The organism is Streptomyces sp. HmicA12, assembly GCF_000373565.1.
Classification (GTDB): domain Bacteria; phylum Actinomycetota; class Actinomycetes; order Streptomycetales; family Streptomycetaceae; genus Streptomyces.
The window spans coordinates 199062-214113 of record NZ_KB891809.1; the positions used below are offsets into that span (position 1 = coordinate 199062).

Sequence of the window (15052 nt, forward strand, 5' to 3'; positions counted from 1 at the left end):
CATCGAGTACGTGGAGGGGGCGGCCGGAGATCACTCCGGCCGCCCCCTCCACGTAAAGGCGACTACTTCTGCAACGGCGACGCGGCCAGCGACTGCGGCGACGTCGCCGACGCGTACGCCGAGGGTGCCGCCATCCCGGCCGTCGGGTCGGCCGCCGCCTCGCCGTCCACCGCGACCGGGGCGCCGCCCACGATGCGGATGCCGGCCTCGTCGAAGGCGCGCTTGACGCGCCAGCGCAGTTCGCGCTCGACGGTGAGGGACTTGCCCGGCATGGTCTTGGCGGTGACGCGCACCACCATCGAGTCGAGGAGGACGCTGTCGAGGCCGAGGACCTCGATCGGGCCCCACAGCATCTCGTTCCACGGCTCGGCCTTGCTCATGGCCTCGCCGACCTCGCCGAGCACCGTCTTCACCTTGTCGAGGTCCTCGTCGGCGCGGACGGTGACGTCGACACCGGCGGTGGCCCAGCCCTGGGAGAGGTTGCCTATCCGCTTGACCTCGCCGTTGCGCACGTACCAGATCTCGCCGTTGTCGCCGCGCAGCTTGGTGACGCGCAGGCCGACCTCTATGACCTCGCCCGAGGCGACACCGGCGTCGATCGTGTCCCCGACGCCGTACTGGTCCTCGAGGATCATGAAGACGCCGGAGAGGAAGTCGGTGACGAGGTTGCGGGCGCCGAAACCGATGGCGACACCGGCGACACCGGCCGAGGCGAGCAGCGGGGCGAGGTTGATCTCGAAGGCGCTGAGGATCATCAGCGCTGCGGTGCCGAGGATCGCGAAGGACGCGACCGAGCGGAGCACGCTGCCGATGGCGTGCGAGCGCTGCCGCCGCCGTTCGACATTGACCAGGAGGCCGCCGAGGGCGGTGCCGTCGACGGCCTGCGCCGTGCGGTTCATGCGCTCGATCAGCTTGGTGATGGCCCGGCGTATCGCGACGCGCAGGACGGCGGCGATGACGACGATCAGCAGGATGCGCAGGCCGATGGCCAGCCAGGCGGACCAGTTCTGCTCGACCCAGCTGGCGGCCTGGCCGGCCTGCTCCTGGGCGTCCTTGAGCGTGGGCTGCTGGCCTCTGCTGTCGTCGGCAGCCGGCAGGACGGACAAGATCACGGCAGGTACCTCCAGGCGTTGCCTCTGCCCGCCGCAAGGCGGCACGACTCGGGGACAGGAGCGGGCAGACCCACCACACTAACGGGGCATTGTGTGCGGATCGGCGTGAAGTTTGCGGGAGAGACGGTGCTCACCCCGGGCTCAGCCGGTTTCCCGCGGGGCATGAAGGGTGTGTGGTCGAAAACACTTCAAGGCCGTTACGCGGACATGGTGGCGCCGCGACCAGCCATGAGGGGAGACTGACTACGAGATCGTCCCGGCGCGAGCCACGCGCCGCCGGCGTACAAGGAGGCATTCCGTGCCGCATGTCCTGGTCCTCAACGCGTCGTACGAGCCCCTCGGCGTCGTACCGCTCCGCCGCGCGCTCGTACTCGTCCTGGAGAACAAGGCCACTTGTCTCGAGGAGTCCGGCGCCTTCATGCACAGCGCGACACGTACCGTCCCCGCCCCCAGCGTGGTCCGGCTCAAGCGGTTCGTCAGGGTTCCCTACCGGGGGCCCGTTCCTCTGACCCGGCGTGCACTGTTCGCCCGCGACGGCGGCCGGTGCATGTACTGCGGTGGCGTCGCAACCAGCGTCGACCACGTGATCCCGCGAAGCCGCGGAGGTCAGCACGTCTGGGACAACGTGGTGGCGTCGTGCCGCCGCTGCAACCACACGAAGGCCGACCGCCACCTGGTGGAGATCGGCTGGCGCCTGCGCCACAAACCGGCTCCGCCGTCGGGCCTGGCCTGGCGCATCATCGGGACCGGACATAGGGATCCGCGCTGGCTGCCGTACTTGCAGCCATTCGGCGCGGACGAGGCACTGGCCCGGATCGAAGGCGTTTCCGCCTGATCTTCGATCCGGGTCTTCGTGTTCCGGGACGGCGGTCGCACCACGGGGTGTTCGTGGGGGCGACCGTCGTCACATGCATGCGGTCCGGCAGCACGATGCGTTCGCCCCGTACGTCCGTCAGGTGATCGAGCATCAGACGGCCGCGGACCTCTGTACGCACGTCCGGCCCCGGTCGTCCGGGAGGGCGCGCTCCGCTCTCTCGGTCGCGAGCCGCTCGGCCTCCGTGCGCGCCGCCTCGGGGAGTCCTTCCATCGCGTCGTCACGGAAACACTCCCAGCGCCAGTCAGCCACCGGCGACCTCTCGGTGACTTCTTCGACCGCACCGCCCGGCTGAGCCTCGCTCAGCGCGACTCAGCGCAACTGATCGACACGATCCGCCAGGAGACCTGACCCCATGCCCGAGTTCGACTTCGCCAAGTCCAGCCACAGCAACACTGGAGGCGAATGCGTCGAAGTCGCCCGCAACGTCGTCGGAGTTGTAGCCGTCCGCGACACCAAAACCCCCACCGGCGATCCCATAGTCCAGGTCACCCCGGCGACCTGGACCACCTTCACGGAGTTCCTGCGATGACGACGACGATGACGTACCGCGACATCCCCACGACCACCCTCGCCGACCTCCTGGGCCGCGCCCAGGTCATGGACATCGGCATCCGCCCCCTGTGGGGCCCGGGCCCGCGTCTGGCCGGTCCGGCGTTCACCGTGCGGTGCCCGCCCGGGGACAACCTCATGGTCCACGCGGCGATCTACCGGGCCGAGCCCGGCTCGGTCATCGTCGTCGAGTCCGGGGACACGGAGTACGCGCTCGCCGGAGGCAACGTGTGCGCGGTGGCGCAGCGGCGCGGTGTCGCGGGGTTCGTACTGGACGGGGTCATCCGGGACATCGGGGAGGCGCGTGAGGCGGGCTTCCCGGTGTACGGGCGCGGGGTGGTGCCCATCCCCGGGGCGAAGAAGGCGGTGGCGCCGCTGGGTGAACCGGTGCGCTGCGGCGGGGTGTTGGTGAACGCCGGGGACGTGGTCGTGGCGGACGAGGACGGCGTGGTGGTCGTCCCGGCGGACCGCGGCGACGAGATCCTCACCGCGGCCCGGACCAAGCTCGCGAAGGAGGCCGCCGAGACCCTGGACGAGTGGGAGGCGGCACACCGGGCGAAGATCGAGAAGGCGCTGAGCGAGGGCGGCTTCACCGGCTGAGCCGCGTCACGCCCCGGGGGCACGCATCGCCGGGCCGGAATTGATCCCTCCCCTGCCGACCCGGCAACTGCGCGTATCGGGACATCGGGAACCCATGACGTCGCGGAGTCGCGATCTGCTCGCATGATCCGGACAGAACGGTGACGCAAGGCTGACAACCGGACCGCCTTGGTCGACTCTTTACGCCGCCGCGGCGCGTTTTCGCCAGGTCCGTACCATCGAAACCGTGGATTTCTATCCGCATCTGTGCGGCTTTGACCGTCAACTTGCCCTGTAAAGCCCTGATTCCGGGAAAGACTGCATCATGCATGCGTCAAACCGGTCACCACGGGCACCCTGATCACACACCCCCGCGCACGACCAGCACGACTCTCCCCCCACTCCTGTACGGCACACCAACGCGCCGCGCCCCGCCGGCACCACCGCCAGGAGTCACCCGGTGAACACTCACACCGCGACCACCCTCACCCGCCACCTCGGCCGCCTGCTCTGCTGGCACCTCGCCGCCGCGATGACGCTCAGCGCCGCGTACACGCTCGCCCACCCGCACGGCCACCGCGTCGGCCTCTACCTCCTCTGGGCCGCCCTTCCCCTCAGCTCCCTCGCCTGGGCCCTGGCCCGCGCGTGCGAGAAGCGACACCTGCGCCACGACCGCGAGCGCGACACCGCCGACCCCACCGACTGGACGCCCATCGCCTGATCCGCCCTTCGGCGCGCGGCGGCAGGCGGTCTGTCCGTACAGAAGTACAGAAGTAACGAGTTGGCCAACCAGGGGGCGTCAGCTATTGACGCCCCCTTCACGTGCGTCTTACGTTCCTCGCACCCAATAGGAAACTTTCCTAACAGTGGATGGCAGGACCGCGAGGAGGCAGGACCGCGATGGCTGGTACCCCCGGCACGCCCAGCGTGCTGCGCGCCATGAACGACCGCTCGGCCCTCGATCTCCTCGTCGCCCACGGCCCGCTGACCCGTACCCGGATCGGCGAGCTCACCGGTCTGTCGAAACCGACGACCTCGCAGATCCTCGGGCGCCTCGAAGCGGCCGGGCTCGTGCGCACCACCGGCAGCCAGACCGGCCGCCCGGGCCCGAACGCCCTGCTGTACGAGATCGATCCGGGCGCCGCGCACGTCGCCGCCCTCTCCGCCGACCCGACCGGCATCACCGCGGTCGTCGCCGACATCACCGGCGCCGAGCGCGGCCGCTGCCGGATCGAGGCCGTCGCCGTGGCCGAGGACGTGCGGCACCGGACGGCGCAGCTCGTCGCCGAGGCCGTGGACGGGGCGCTGCGCGAGGCCGGGCTCGGCCACGACGAACTGACCGCCACCGTCATCGGCACCCCGGGCGCCATCGACCCGCACACCGGGCAGCTGCGCTACGCCCCGCACCTGCCGGGCTGGCACTCGCGCACCCTGCGTGCCGAGCTCGCCGAGGTGCTCGGCACGCCCGTCTCCATCGAGAACGACGTCAACCTGGCGGCCCTCGCCGAGCAGTACGAAGGCGCGGCCCAGGATCATGACGACTTCGTGCTCGCGTACGTGGATGAGGGCGTCGGCGCCGCGATCGTGCTCGGCGGCGTACTGCTGCGAGGCGCGACCGGCGGCGCCGGCGAGATCGGCTACATGCCGCTGCCGGGCGCCCCGCTCGCCCGCGGCGGCGACGCCGTGCACGCCCGCACCGACGCGGGCGGCGGTTTCCAGAGCCTGGTCGCGGCCCCCGCCGTCCGCCAACTCGCAGGCGGCGTCGCCGACTTGGCCGATGCCCTCGACAACGACGAAGTCCTCGGCGAAGTAGCCAAGCGCCTCGCGATGGGTCTCGCCGCGGTCGTCGCCGTCGTCGACCCCGAACTCGTCGTACTGTCCGGGCAGGTCGCCCAGGCAGGCGGCGACGCCCTGCGCGAGCGCGTCGAGGCGGAACTCACCGGACTCGCCCTGCCCCGGCCCCAGTTGCGCATCAGCGACCTGGCCGGCGACCCCATCCTCGTCGGCGCCCTGCGCACCGCCCTCACCCAGGCCCGCGACAGCGTCTTCGACACCAGTTCCCCCGCATAGCTCGACCCCGCTCCCCCAACCCCCGTACACGTAAAGGACGTTCGCCATGCCGCGATGGCGCATACCCCTGCGCGCACCCGTGGTGCTCGCCGCGGCCGGACTGCTGCTCGCCGGCTGTGCCAATCCGAGTACCGGCAGCGCCACCGACGACCCGACGAAGCCGGTGACCATCAAGTTCTGGCACGGCTGGTCGGCGCCCGGCGAGGTGAAGGCGATCAACGACTCGATCGCCCGCTTCGAGAAGCTCCACCCGAACATCCATGTCCAGGCCACCGGCAACGTCACCGACGCCACCGTCAACCAGGCGCTGCGCGCCGGCGGCGACGAGGCCCCGGACGTCGTCTCGTCCTTCACCACGAACAATGTCGGGCAGTACTGCGACTCCGGCATGTGGGCCGACCTCGACCCGTTCATGAAGAAGACCGGACTCGACAAGGAGAAGGTCTTCCCGAAGTCCCTTCTCGACTACACGAGTTACAACGGCAATCAGTGCGCGCTGCCGCTGCTCGCCGACGCCTTCGGCATGTACTACAACAAGGACGCGTTCAAGGAGGCGGGGATATCTCGGCCGCCGCACACGATGTCCGAGTTCATCGCCGACTCCAAGAAGCTCACCAAGAAAAAGGGCGACTCGTACGAGCGGGTCGGCTTCATGCCGAACTTCCGGCTCTACCAGAACAGCCCGGACCGGCTGTTCGCGCAGTGGGGGCCGACGTATTTCGACAAGGACGGGAAGTCGCGGCTCGCGAAGGACCCCGCCACGTACGACTTCTTCAAGACGACGAAGAAGCTGATGGACGCGCAGGGCGGATACAACGCCCTGGAGCGGTTCCGCACCTCCTTCGGTGACGAGATGTCGAACCAGAACGCCTTCCTCAACGGGAAGTTGGCGATGCACATGGACGGCGAGTGGCGCGGTCTGATGCTGAACGACGCCAAGGCGAAGTTCGACTGGGGCGTCGCCCCGCTGCCCGTCCCCGACGACCAGGCCGAGACGTACGGGCGGGGCTATCTCACCGGCACCGTCGCCGGCATCGCGCACAGCAGCAAGCACCAGAACGCGGCCTGGGAACTCGTGAAGTTCCTGACCGCCGACACCGACCAGGTCGTCAGCTTCGCGAACGCCATTCACAACGTGCCGTCCACGAAGGCGGCCCTCAAGTCGCCGAAACTGGACGCCGATCCGACGTTCCGCACCTTCCTGGACATCGCCAAGAACAAGTACAGCCAGGTCCTGCCCCCGTCGACGAACGGCGGCATGTACGTCGTCCAGCTCCAGGACTTCTCGTACACGGAGGAAGCGGGCAAGGTCCCGAATCTGAAGAAGGGGCTGCAACGCCTCGACAAACTCATCGACGCCGACACCCTGCAGTCGCAGAACTGAGGACCCGCGCATGGCATTCGCACTTTCCCGGCCCGCGCGGCGCAGACTGCGCACCCTGGGCTTCCTGTCCCCCTGGCTGATCGGGTTCAGCGCCTTCTTCGCGTATCCGCTGATCGCCACCGTCTACTTCTCGTTCATGCACTACAACCAGATCAAGGCGCCCACGTTCGTGGGGCTGAGGAACTGGAAGTACGTGTTCCAGGACATGCCGCTGTTCGGCCCGGCCCTGTGGAACACGCTGTGGCTGGTCGTGGTGATGGTGGCGCTGCGGGTCGTCTTCGGGCTCTCGCTCGGGCTGCTCGTGACGAAGATCAAGACCGGGGTCGGCTTCTTCCGCACCGCCTTCTACCTGCCCTACCTCGCTCCCCCGGTGGCGGCGACCGTCGCCTTCGTCTTCCTGCTCAACCCGGGGACCGGACCGGTCAACGAGGTCCTGGCGAAGATCGGCATCGACGGCCCGAACTGGTTCAACGACGCGGCCTGGGCCAAGCCCTCCCTCGTCATGCTCTCGCTCTGGGGCATCGGCGACCTCATGGTCATCTTCATGGCCGCGCTGCTCGACGTACCGAAGGAGCAGTACGAGGCCGCCGAGCTGGACGGAGCCGGAGCCGTCACCAAGTTCCGGTACGTGACCTGGCCGTCGATCACGCCGATCGTGATGTTCGCGGTCGTCACCGGTGTCGTACAGACGATGCAGTACTACACGCAGGCGCTCGTCGCCGGGAAGATCGCGTCCGGCGTCTCCATCGGCCCCGGCTCGGTCATCCAGCCGGGATACCCCGATCACTCGACCCTGACCGTCCCCCAGCTCGTCTACTCGATGGGCTTCCAGAACTTCAACACCGGTGCGGCGTGCGTGCTCTCGCTCGTGCTGTTCGTCATCGCCATGGCCGTGACCATGCTGCTCATGCGCAAGCGCTCGGGCCTGCTCTCGGCGGAGGACTGATCCCATGACCACGACCACCCTGCGCCCGTCGGCGGCCGCCGACGCCGCCGCCACCGCCTCCGGCAGAGGTACGGCCCCCGCCCGTCCGCGCCGCAAGGAGATCCTGAACTGGATCGCCGTGCACAGCATCGCGATCGCCGTCGCCCTGCTGTTCATCCTCCCCTTCGTGTTCGTCTTCCTGACGTCCGTGATGAGCGACGACCAGGCGATGAGCGGCGACCTGTGGCCGAACTCCTGGCACTGGGAGAACTACAAGGCCGTCTTCGAGACGGACGGGTTCCTCGACTGGTGGCGGAACTCGATCTTCTACGCGGTCGTGGGCACGGCCTTCACGGTCTGCTCGGCGGTGCCCGTCGCGTACGCGCTCGCCAAGTTCCGCTTCCGCGGCCGCCGCGCGGCGATGATCCTCGTCATCTCGACGATGATGCTGCCGCCCCAGGTCATCGTGATCCCGATGTACCTGGTGTGGGCACAGCAGTTCCACCTGTCCGGCACGCTGTGGCCGCTGATCATCCCGATGGCGTTCGGCGACGCGTACTCGATCTTCCTGCTCCGTCAGTTCCTGCTGACGATCCCGAAGGAGTACATCGAGTCGGCGAAGGTCGACGGGTGCGGTGAGCTGCGGACCCTGCTGAAGATCGTCGTGCCGATGGCCAAGCCGGGCATCGCCGCGATCGCGCTGTTCCAGTTCTTCTACTGCTGGAACGACTACTTCGGGCCGCAGATCTACGCGGCCCAGAACCCGGCTTCCTGGACGCTGAGTTACGGACTCGAATCCTTCAAGTCCGCGCACAGCGTCAACTGGAACCTGACGATGGCCGCGACGCTCCTCGTGATGGCGCCGGTCTGCATCGTCTTCTTCTTCGCACAAAAGGCCTTCGTCGAAGGCGTCACCCTCACCGGTGTCAAGGGCTAAAGGGCTCTCAAGGGCCAAGGACGGTAAGGACGGTTATGAAGCTCGCTGTGGTCGGCGGAGGCTCGACCTACACACCCGAACTCATCGACGGCTTCGCGCGGTTGAGGGACACCCTGCCCATCGAGGAGCTCGTCCTCGTCGACCCGGCGGCCGACCGCCTGGAGCTGGTGGGCGGTCTCGCGCGGCGCATCTTCGCCAAGCAGGGCCACCCCGGGATCATCCGGACGACGTCCGACGTGGACGCGGGCGTCGCCGACGCGGACGCGGTCCTCCTCCAGCTGCGCGTCGGCGGCCAGGCCGCCCGCAACCAGGACGAGACGTGGCCGCTGGACTGCGGCTGCGTCGGCCAGGAGACGACCGGCGCCGGCGGCCTCGCGAAGGCGCTGCGCACGGTGCCGATCGTCCTCGACATCGCCGAGCGCGTGCGCCGCGCGAACCCGAACGCCTGGATCATCGACTTCACCAACCCGGTGGGCATCGTGACCCGGGCGCTGCTCCAGGCCGGTCACAAGGCCGTCGGTCTGTGCAACGTCGCCATCGGCTTCCAGCGCAAGTTCGCGAGGCTGCTCGACGTCCAGCCCGCGCAGGTCCACCTCGACCACGTCGGCCTCAACCACCTCACGTGGGAACTGGGCGTGCGCCTCGGCGGTCCGGACGGCGAGAACGTGCTGCCGCGGCTGCTCGCCGACCACGGCGACGCGGTCGCCGAGGACCTGCACATGCCGCGCGAGATCGTCGACCGCCTCGGGGTCGTCCCCTCGTACTACCTGCGCTACTACTACCAGCACGACGCGGTCGTCCGGGAGCTGCGCACCAAGCCGTCCCGGGCCGCCCAAGTGGCCGAGATGGAGCGTGAGTTGCTGAAGATGTACGGCGACCCGACGCTCGACGAGAAGCCGGAGCTGCTCGCCAAGCGCGGCGGCGCCTTCTACAGCGAGGCGGCCGTCGACCTGGCGGCGTCGCTGCTCGGCAACGGGGGCTCGCGCCACCAGGTCGTCAACACGTACAACAACGGCACGCTGCCGTTCCTGCCCGACGACGCCGTCATCGAGGTGCAGGCGGCCGTCGACGGCAAGGGCGCCCGCCCGCTGCCCGTGGGCCGGTTGGACCCCCTGTACGCCGGACTCATCGCGAACGTCACCGCCTACGAGGACCTGGCGCTGGAGGCCGCCCTGCGCGGCGGCCGCGACCGCGTCTTCAAGGCGCTGCTCGCGCACCCCCTCGTCGGCCAGTACGAGTACGCCGAGCAGCTCACCGACCAGCTGATCGCGCACAACCGGGAGCACCTCGCGTGGGCATGACCGTCCTTGCCATCGACGCGGGGAACAGCAAGACCGACGTCGCGGTGGTCGCGGCCGACGGCACTGTCGTCGGCGCGGCCCGCGGCGGCGGGTTCCAACCGCCCAGGGTGGGCGTGGAGGCGGCCGTTGACGTGCTCGCCGACGCGGTCGCCCGGGCTTTCGCGGAGGCCGGCGTCGACTCCGTCGGCCATGTCTCGGCCTGCCTGGCCAACGCCGATCTCCCGGTGGAGGAGAAGGAGTTGGCGGCGGCGCTGCGCGGCCGGGGCTGGTCGCCGAGCGGCAGTGTCGACGTCCGCAACGACACCTTCGCCGTGCTGCGGGCCGGCCTCCTGGAGGACGCGGAGCCGCGCGGCGTCGCCGTCGTCTGCGGCGCGGGCGTCAACTGCGCCGGCATGCTGCCCGACGGCCGCACGGCCCGGTTCCCCGCCATCGGCAGGATCTCCGGCGACTGGGGCGGCGGCGGGGGCCTCGCGGAGGAGGCCCTCTGGTACGCGGCCCGCGCCGAGGACGGCCGGGGCGAACCGACGGCCCTGATGCGGGAGTTGCCTGCCCACTTCGGCCTGCCCTCCATGTACGCGCTGATCGAGGCGCTGCACCTGGGCCGGGTCTCGGAGGCCCGGCGCCACGAGTGCACCCCGGTGCTCTTCGCCACGGCGGCGGCCGGGGATCCGGTGGCCCGCGCGCTGGTGGACCGGATGGCGGACGAGGTGGTGGCCATGTCGACGGTGGCGCTGCGCAGGCTCGACCTGTTGACGGAGGAGGTTCCCGTGCTGCTCGGCGGCGGTGTCCTCGCTGCGCGGCATCCGCAACTGGACGACCGCATCGCAGTGTTGCTTTCCGCGCGGGCACCCAAGGCGATACCTCGGGTGGTGTCGGAGCGCCCGGTGCTGGGCGCGGCGCTGCTCGGCCTCGATTCGGTGGGGGCTGCTCCGGAGGTGCACGCACGCGTACGGGCGCACTACGTCGGCTGACGGCCGGTGGGGGCTGGTCGCGCAGTTCCCCGCGCCCCTAAGGCATGCGCTGCGCGCAGCCTTCCCCTGAAGCGAGCGGAGCTCGCTGTCAGGGGCGCGGGGAACTGCGCGAGCAACCACCCACGACCCGCACCCGCGAGACGAACAGCACCCGGCAGACGCGAAGGCGGAGAGGGGCGCGGGGAACTGCGCGAGAAGTCCCACCGGGCCGCACCCGGCGACGAATTCGCACCCCCACGGCGCGTAGCCGACCCACCCCCAGGGAACCGAACCCACCCCCGACACGTGTTCCAATGCAGGGCTCGCAAACAAGATCGAGTCAATGCCTGTGCGGATGTCAGTCGCGGCAGCGATACTTACCGCCGACGCACGACCATGGGGGAGGGTCGAAGTGACATACCCGCCGAACGGGAGCACCGCGCCGCCGGGGCACGGCGCCGTGCCCACGATGCCGACCGTGCCGCCGCAGCAGCAGCTTCCACAGCAGACGCGCGGCGCCGCACCACCGGCCCCGGCACCGCCCGGCGCACCGGCGGAGCACCGCCGCACCGCCTGGGCGGAGGGGATCGACCGGCTGAAGTCCGCGGCGACCACCGAACCGGGCCGGCTGCGCATCATCGGCGCCGTACTCGCGCTGCTCGTCGTCGCGTTCGGGGCGACGACGGCCTGGCAGATGACGGACCGCTCGGCCGCCGCCGACGACGTGCTGCACTCCAGCCAGCCGCTGAGCGCCGACGCCGCAGACATCTACCGTTCGCTCGCGGACGCCAACACCGCGGCGTCCAGCGGGTTCCTGGCGGGCGGCCAGGAGACCAAGGCCGTCCGGGACCGGTACGAGAACGACATCCGTACCGCCGCCGAGAAGCTCGTGACCGCCGCGGCCAGCACCGACCCCGGCTCCCCCTCGGCCGCCACGATCGCGAAGCTGAACAAGCTGCTGCCCGAGTACAAGGGCCTCATCGAGCGGGCCCGCGCCAACAACCGGCAGGGCTTCCCGCTGGGCGGCGCGTATCTGCGGTACGCGAACGACAAGATGCAGGACCAGATGCTCCCGGCCGCCGAGGACCTGTACACCAAGGAGAACCAGCGGCTGCGCGACGACTACGACGCGGCGACCCCCTACCCCTGGATCGCGATCGCGCTCGGCGTCGTCGCCATCGGCGGCCTCGCATGGGCGCAGCGGCGCAACTACCGCCGCACGAACCGGGTCTTCAACCACGGGATGCTCGCGGCGACCGCCGCGTCGACCGTGGTGCTGCTGTGGCTCGTGGTCGGGCACACGGTCGCGCGCAGCGGGCTCAACGCCTCGTACGACCACGGCGTACGGTCGTTGAGCGTGCTGCACGACGCGAGCATCGCGTCGCTCAAGGCGCGCGGCAACGAGAACCTGACGCTGGTCAGCCGCGGCGCCGAGACGGTGCAGGTGAACGGCAGGACCGAGGACAAGTACAACGTCGACTTCGAGAAGCAGATGGCCACGCTGGGCGACAAGCTGGCCGCCGCGTCCGCCCTCGCCGAGGGCGACACGGCGGCCGCGAAGCCGGTGACCGCCGCCAACGGAGGCATGCAGGAATGGCGCAAGCGGCACAAGGTCGCCCGCGCCGCGGACGACGACGGCAACTACCAGGGCGCGCTCGACAAGATCATCGGTTCGAAGAAGGACAAGCCGACGGGTGACTGCTTCGACCTGGTGGACGAGAATCTCGACGACGCGCTCGCCCACGAGCAGGCCCAGTTCAGCGCCGACGCCGGCAACGGCAGGGACGCGATGACCGGACTGTCCGTCGGCGCGGCGGTCCTGGCGGTGCTCGCCGCCGCCGGCGCGCTGATCGGCATCGGGCGCAGGCTTTCGGAGTACCGGTGAGAGGGGGTGCGGAGATGGACGAGCGAGACGCACAGAGGGTGAGTCTGCGCGGCTGGGGCGGCGTGGCGGCGATGGCCGTCGCGGTCGCCTGTGCCCTCGTCGCGGTGTTCACGGTGCTGCTGCCGCTGTCCCACACCGATGAGCCGGACGGCAGTACGGGCATCGGCTCGGGCGGTGTCGCGCAGGGCCTGCAGACCAAGGACGACGACTGCGACGCCGATGTCGAGGGCAAGGAGCCGGAACGCAGCCTGCGCCCGTCGAGCAGCGACAGCGGCCCCTCGGTGCAGGCCATCAAGGCGCGCGGCTACCTCTCGGTCGGCGTCGACCAGAACAGCTTCCGGTGGGGCTACCGCGATCCCAACAACACCTCGAAGAAGAGTGAGTTGGAAGGCTTCGACATCGATCTCGCGCGTGAGATAGCGACCTCGATCTTCGGCTCGGACAAGAACACGATCCGCTACAAGGCCATCCCGACCAACGAGCGCATCCCGGCGATCCAGCGCGGCGACGTCGACATGGTGGTCCGCACGATGACCATAAGCTGCGAGCGGCTCAAGGACGTCGACTTCTCCACGGCGTACTTCCAGACGGGCCAGCAGGTGCTCGCCCCGAAGTCCTCGAAGATCACGGGGTACGACGAGTCGCTGGCCGGCAAGCGCATCTGCACGGCGAAGGGTTCGACGGCCTGGTCGGCTCTCGACAACGGCCGCAAGAAGAAGGAGATCCCCGCGAGCGTCGACATCGACACGACCGTGCCGAACCAGCTGGACTGCCTGGTGCGTCTGCAGCTCGGCGAGGTCGACGCGGTGGTCACGGACGGCGCCCTCGCGGCGAGCCAGGCCGCGCAGGACCCGACGGTGGCGGTCAAGGGCGACCCGTTCACCAAGGAGTACTACGGCGTCGCCATGAAGAAGGGCGCCGACGACCTGGTCCGCCGGGTCAACCAGGTCCTGGAGGACTACCGCAAGGACAAGGGCTGGCAGAAGTCGTACGACAAGTGGCTGGAGCCGGGCCTCGGCAAGTCGGACGGCCCGCCCGCCCCGAAGTACAAGTGACGCGCGTGCAAGTGACGCGCGGACAAGTGACCCACCGAGTGACCGCACACACCAGGCAGTCGAGAAAAGCGAGAGGTGATCGATGGGCGTCGCGGGACCCCCTGGTCCGGTGATGGACCGGGACGAGGTGGACCGTGCCCTGGCCCGGCTCGGCGCCGAGCACGAGGCGATCGAGACGTCGCTGCTCGCGCTCCAGGACCACGCGGGACGCCGCCTGCTCGAAGGCGCCCGGCTGACCGGGACGACCCGGGAGCGCTGGTCGTCGGCCGAGCAGGCGATCACGCTGCTCTGGGCGTACTTCGACGCGTACGCGGGCGCCCTGCGCACCGCCCGCGAGATCCGCTCCCGGCGCCGCTGGCCCAACCGCGACGACCTGGTGGAGCTGACGGACCTGCTGCGCGGCGAGGGCGTCACCGTCGCCTCGGGCGCGAGCGCGGGCACGGGCTCGCCGTCGATCACCGGCCCGGCGAAGCTCTCCGAGCGGTTCACGCTGTCCGCGCTCGTGGAGCGGATGAACGACCTGTACGCGTCCTCGCTCGACATGGTCGTGGCCGCCGACGCGGTCTGGTCGGCGCTGCCCGCCCGCATCGACCTGCTCTCCGCCGAACTGGGCCGCACCCGGCAGCTCGCGCACTCCGTCGGCGTCCGGCCCGGGGAGCATCCGGCCGGGGACGACCTGGAGCGGATCACCGCCGAACTGACCCGGCTGCGCGAGGAGGTCGTCTCCGACCCGCTCACGTACTGGCGGAAGGCGAAGGGCAGTTCGGCGCCCGGCGGCGGCCGCCCGGACACCACGGCGTACGACCGTGAGGCGCGCGCCATCGAGGAGGTGCGCCGCGAGATCGAGGCCGTGCTGACCGTGCGGCAGGACGCGGAGGCGCGTCTGGGCAAGCTGCGTGACGTGCTCTCCCGCGCGGACCGTACGCTCGCCGAGGCCAGGTCGGCGCGCGGCGAGGTGCTGGCGAAGATCGCCGCGTCCGAGGTGCCCGCCGTCTCGGGCCCGCCGACGGCGCTCCAGGAGCAGCTGGCGATGGCGGCCGAGTACCGCAGACACGGCCAGTGGCACCGCCTCTCCCCGCTTCTGGAGTCGCTGGAGAGCAAGGCCGAGGACGAACTGCTGCGCGCACGCGAGTCGTTGACGGCCGTGACCGCACCACTGGCCGTCCGCGCGGAGCTGCGCGGGCGGCTCGACGCGTACAAGGCGAAGGTGGCGCGGCTCGGCTTCGCCGAGGACCCGCTGCTCGTCGAGCGGTACGACGCGGCGCGCCGCATGCTGTGGAGCGCGCCCTGCGATCTGCTCGCGGCGGAGGCGGCGGTGCTGCGGTATCAACGGGCGGCGGCGGACGCGCTCGCCGCGCCCACGGACCAGAGGGGGGAGTCGTAGTCGTGGCTGGGGCTCAGAAGTGCACGCGACCCGGTTGTCCGGGC

The 15052-nt window shown here is 70.1% G+C and carries 15 protein-coding genes; 13 read left to right on the top strand and 2 right to left on the bottom strand.

The annotated features are described in order from the left end of the window. Positions 1-62 precede the first annotated feature (62 nt). Positions 63-1112 (bottom strand): mechanosensitive ion channel family protein, encoded by a 1050-nt coding sequence (locus B072_RS0118795; protein WP_018531510.1) that lies wholly within the window; start codon positions 1110-1112, stop codon positions 63-65. 298 nt (positions 1113-1410) lie between these two features. On the opposite strand from B072_RS0118795, the gene B072_RS0118800 reads away from it, so the two are divergent. Next, positions 1411-1947 carry an HNH endonuclease gene (locus B072_RS0118800; RefSeq protein WP_018531511.1) on the top strand — a complete coding sequence of 179 codons (537 nt, stop codon included), beginning with the start codon at positions 1411-1413 and terminating at the stop codon, positions 1945-1947. Positions 1948-2079: 132 nt separating this feature from the next. Here B072_RS0118800 and B072_RS48225 read toward each other — a convergent pair whose 3' ends face one another. Beyond that, positions 2080-2238 carry a hypothetical protein gene (locus B072_RS48225; protein WP_018531512.1) on the bottom strand — a complete coding sequence of 53 codons (159 nt, stop codon included), beginning with the start codon at positions 2236-2238 and terminating at the stop codon, positions 2080-2082. A 103-nt stretch (positions 2239-2341) separates the two neighbouring features. On the opposite strand from B072_RS48225, the gene B072_RS45980 reads away from it, so the two are divergent. From B072_RS45980 to B072_RS0118865, 12 genes are all read left to right on the top strand, one after another. Next, positions 2342-2518 (top strand): DUF397 domain-containing protein, encoded by a 177-nt coding sequence (locus B072_RS45980; RefSeq protein ID WP_018531513.1) that lies wholly within the window; start codon positions 2342-2344, stop codon positions 2516-2518. Beyond that, complete coding sequence (locus B072_RS0118815) at positions 2515-3138, top strand: RraA family protein (RefSeq protein ID WP_018531514.1); 624 nt, start codon at positions 2515-2517, stop codon at positions 3136-3138. The genes B072_RS45980 and B072_RS0118815 overlap by 4 nt, the downstream gene beginning before the upstream one ends. A 439-nt stretch (positions 3139-3577) precedes the next feature. Continuing rightward, positions 3578-3838, top strand: a complete 261-nt coding sequence (locus B072_RS0118820) for a hypothetical protein (protein ID WP_018531515.1) — start codon at positions 3578-3580, stop codon at positions 3836-3838. Positions 3839-4017: 179 nt separating this feature from the next. After that, positions 4018-5187, top strand: a complete 1170-nt coding sequence (locus tag B072_RS0118825) for an ROK family transcriptional regulator (protein ID WP_018531516.1) — start codon at positions 4018-4020, stop codon at positions 5185-5187. Positions 5188-5233: 46 nt separating this feature from the next. Next, positions 5234-6571 (top strand): ABC transporter substrate-binding protein, encoded by a 1338-nt coding sequence (locus tag B072_RS0118830; protein ID WP_018531517.1) that lies wholly within the window; start codon positions 5234-5236, stop codon positions 6569-6571. Positions 6572-6581: 10 nt separating this feature from the next. Continuing rightward, positions 6582-7517 carry a carbohydrate ABC transporter permease gene (locus B072_RS0118835; RefSeq protein ID WP_018531518.1) on the top strand — a complete coding sequence of 312 codons (936 nt, stop codon included), beginning with the start codon at positions 6582-6584 and terminating at the stop codon, positions 7515-7517. 4 nt (positions 7518-7521) lie between these two features. After that, positions 7522-8433 carry a carbohydrate ABC transporter permease gene (locus tag B072_RS0118840; RefSeq protein ID WP_018531519.1) on the top strand — a complete coding sequence of 304 codons (912 nt, stop codon included), beginning with the start codon at positions 7522-7524 and terminating at the stop codon, positions 8431-8433. A gap of 35 nt (positions 8434-8468) precedes the next feature. Further along, complete coding sequence (locus B072_RS0118845) at positions 8469-9734, top strand: 6-phospho-beta-glucosidase (RefSeq protein WP_018531520.1); 1266 nt, start codon at positions 8469-8471, stop codon at positions 9732-9734. Beyond that, positions 9731-10705 carry an N-acetylglucosamine kinase gene (locus B072_RS0118850; RefSeq protein ID WP_051127235.1) on the top strand — a complete coding sequence of 325 codons (975 nt, stop codon included), beginning with the start codon at positions 9731-9733 and terminating at the stop codon, positions 10703-10705. The genes B072_RS0118845 and B072_RS0118850 overlap by 4 nt, the downstream gene beginning before the upstream one ends. Positions 10706-11096: 391 nt before the next feature. Continuing rightward, positions 11097-12569, top strand: coding sequence for a hypothetical protein (locus B072_RS48230; RefSeq protein ID WP_018531522.1), 1473 nt, complete (start codon positions 11097-11099; stop codon positions 12567-12569). Between the two features lie 14 nt (positions 12570-12583). Then, a complete protein-coding gene (locus B072_RS0118860; protein ID WP_026246010.1) occupies positions 12584-13624 on the top strand; it encodes a glutamate ABC transporter substrate-binding protein in 1041 nt (346 codons plus the stop codon). Positions 13625-13706: 82 nt separating this feature from the next. Beyond that, positions 13707-15008, top strand: a complete 1302-nt coding sequence (locus B072_RS0118865; RefSeq protein ID WP_026246011.1) for a hypothetical protein — start codon at positions 13707-13709, stop codon at positions 15006-15008. Positions 15009-15052: the final 44 nt, after the last annotated feature.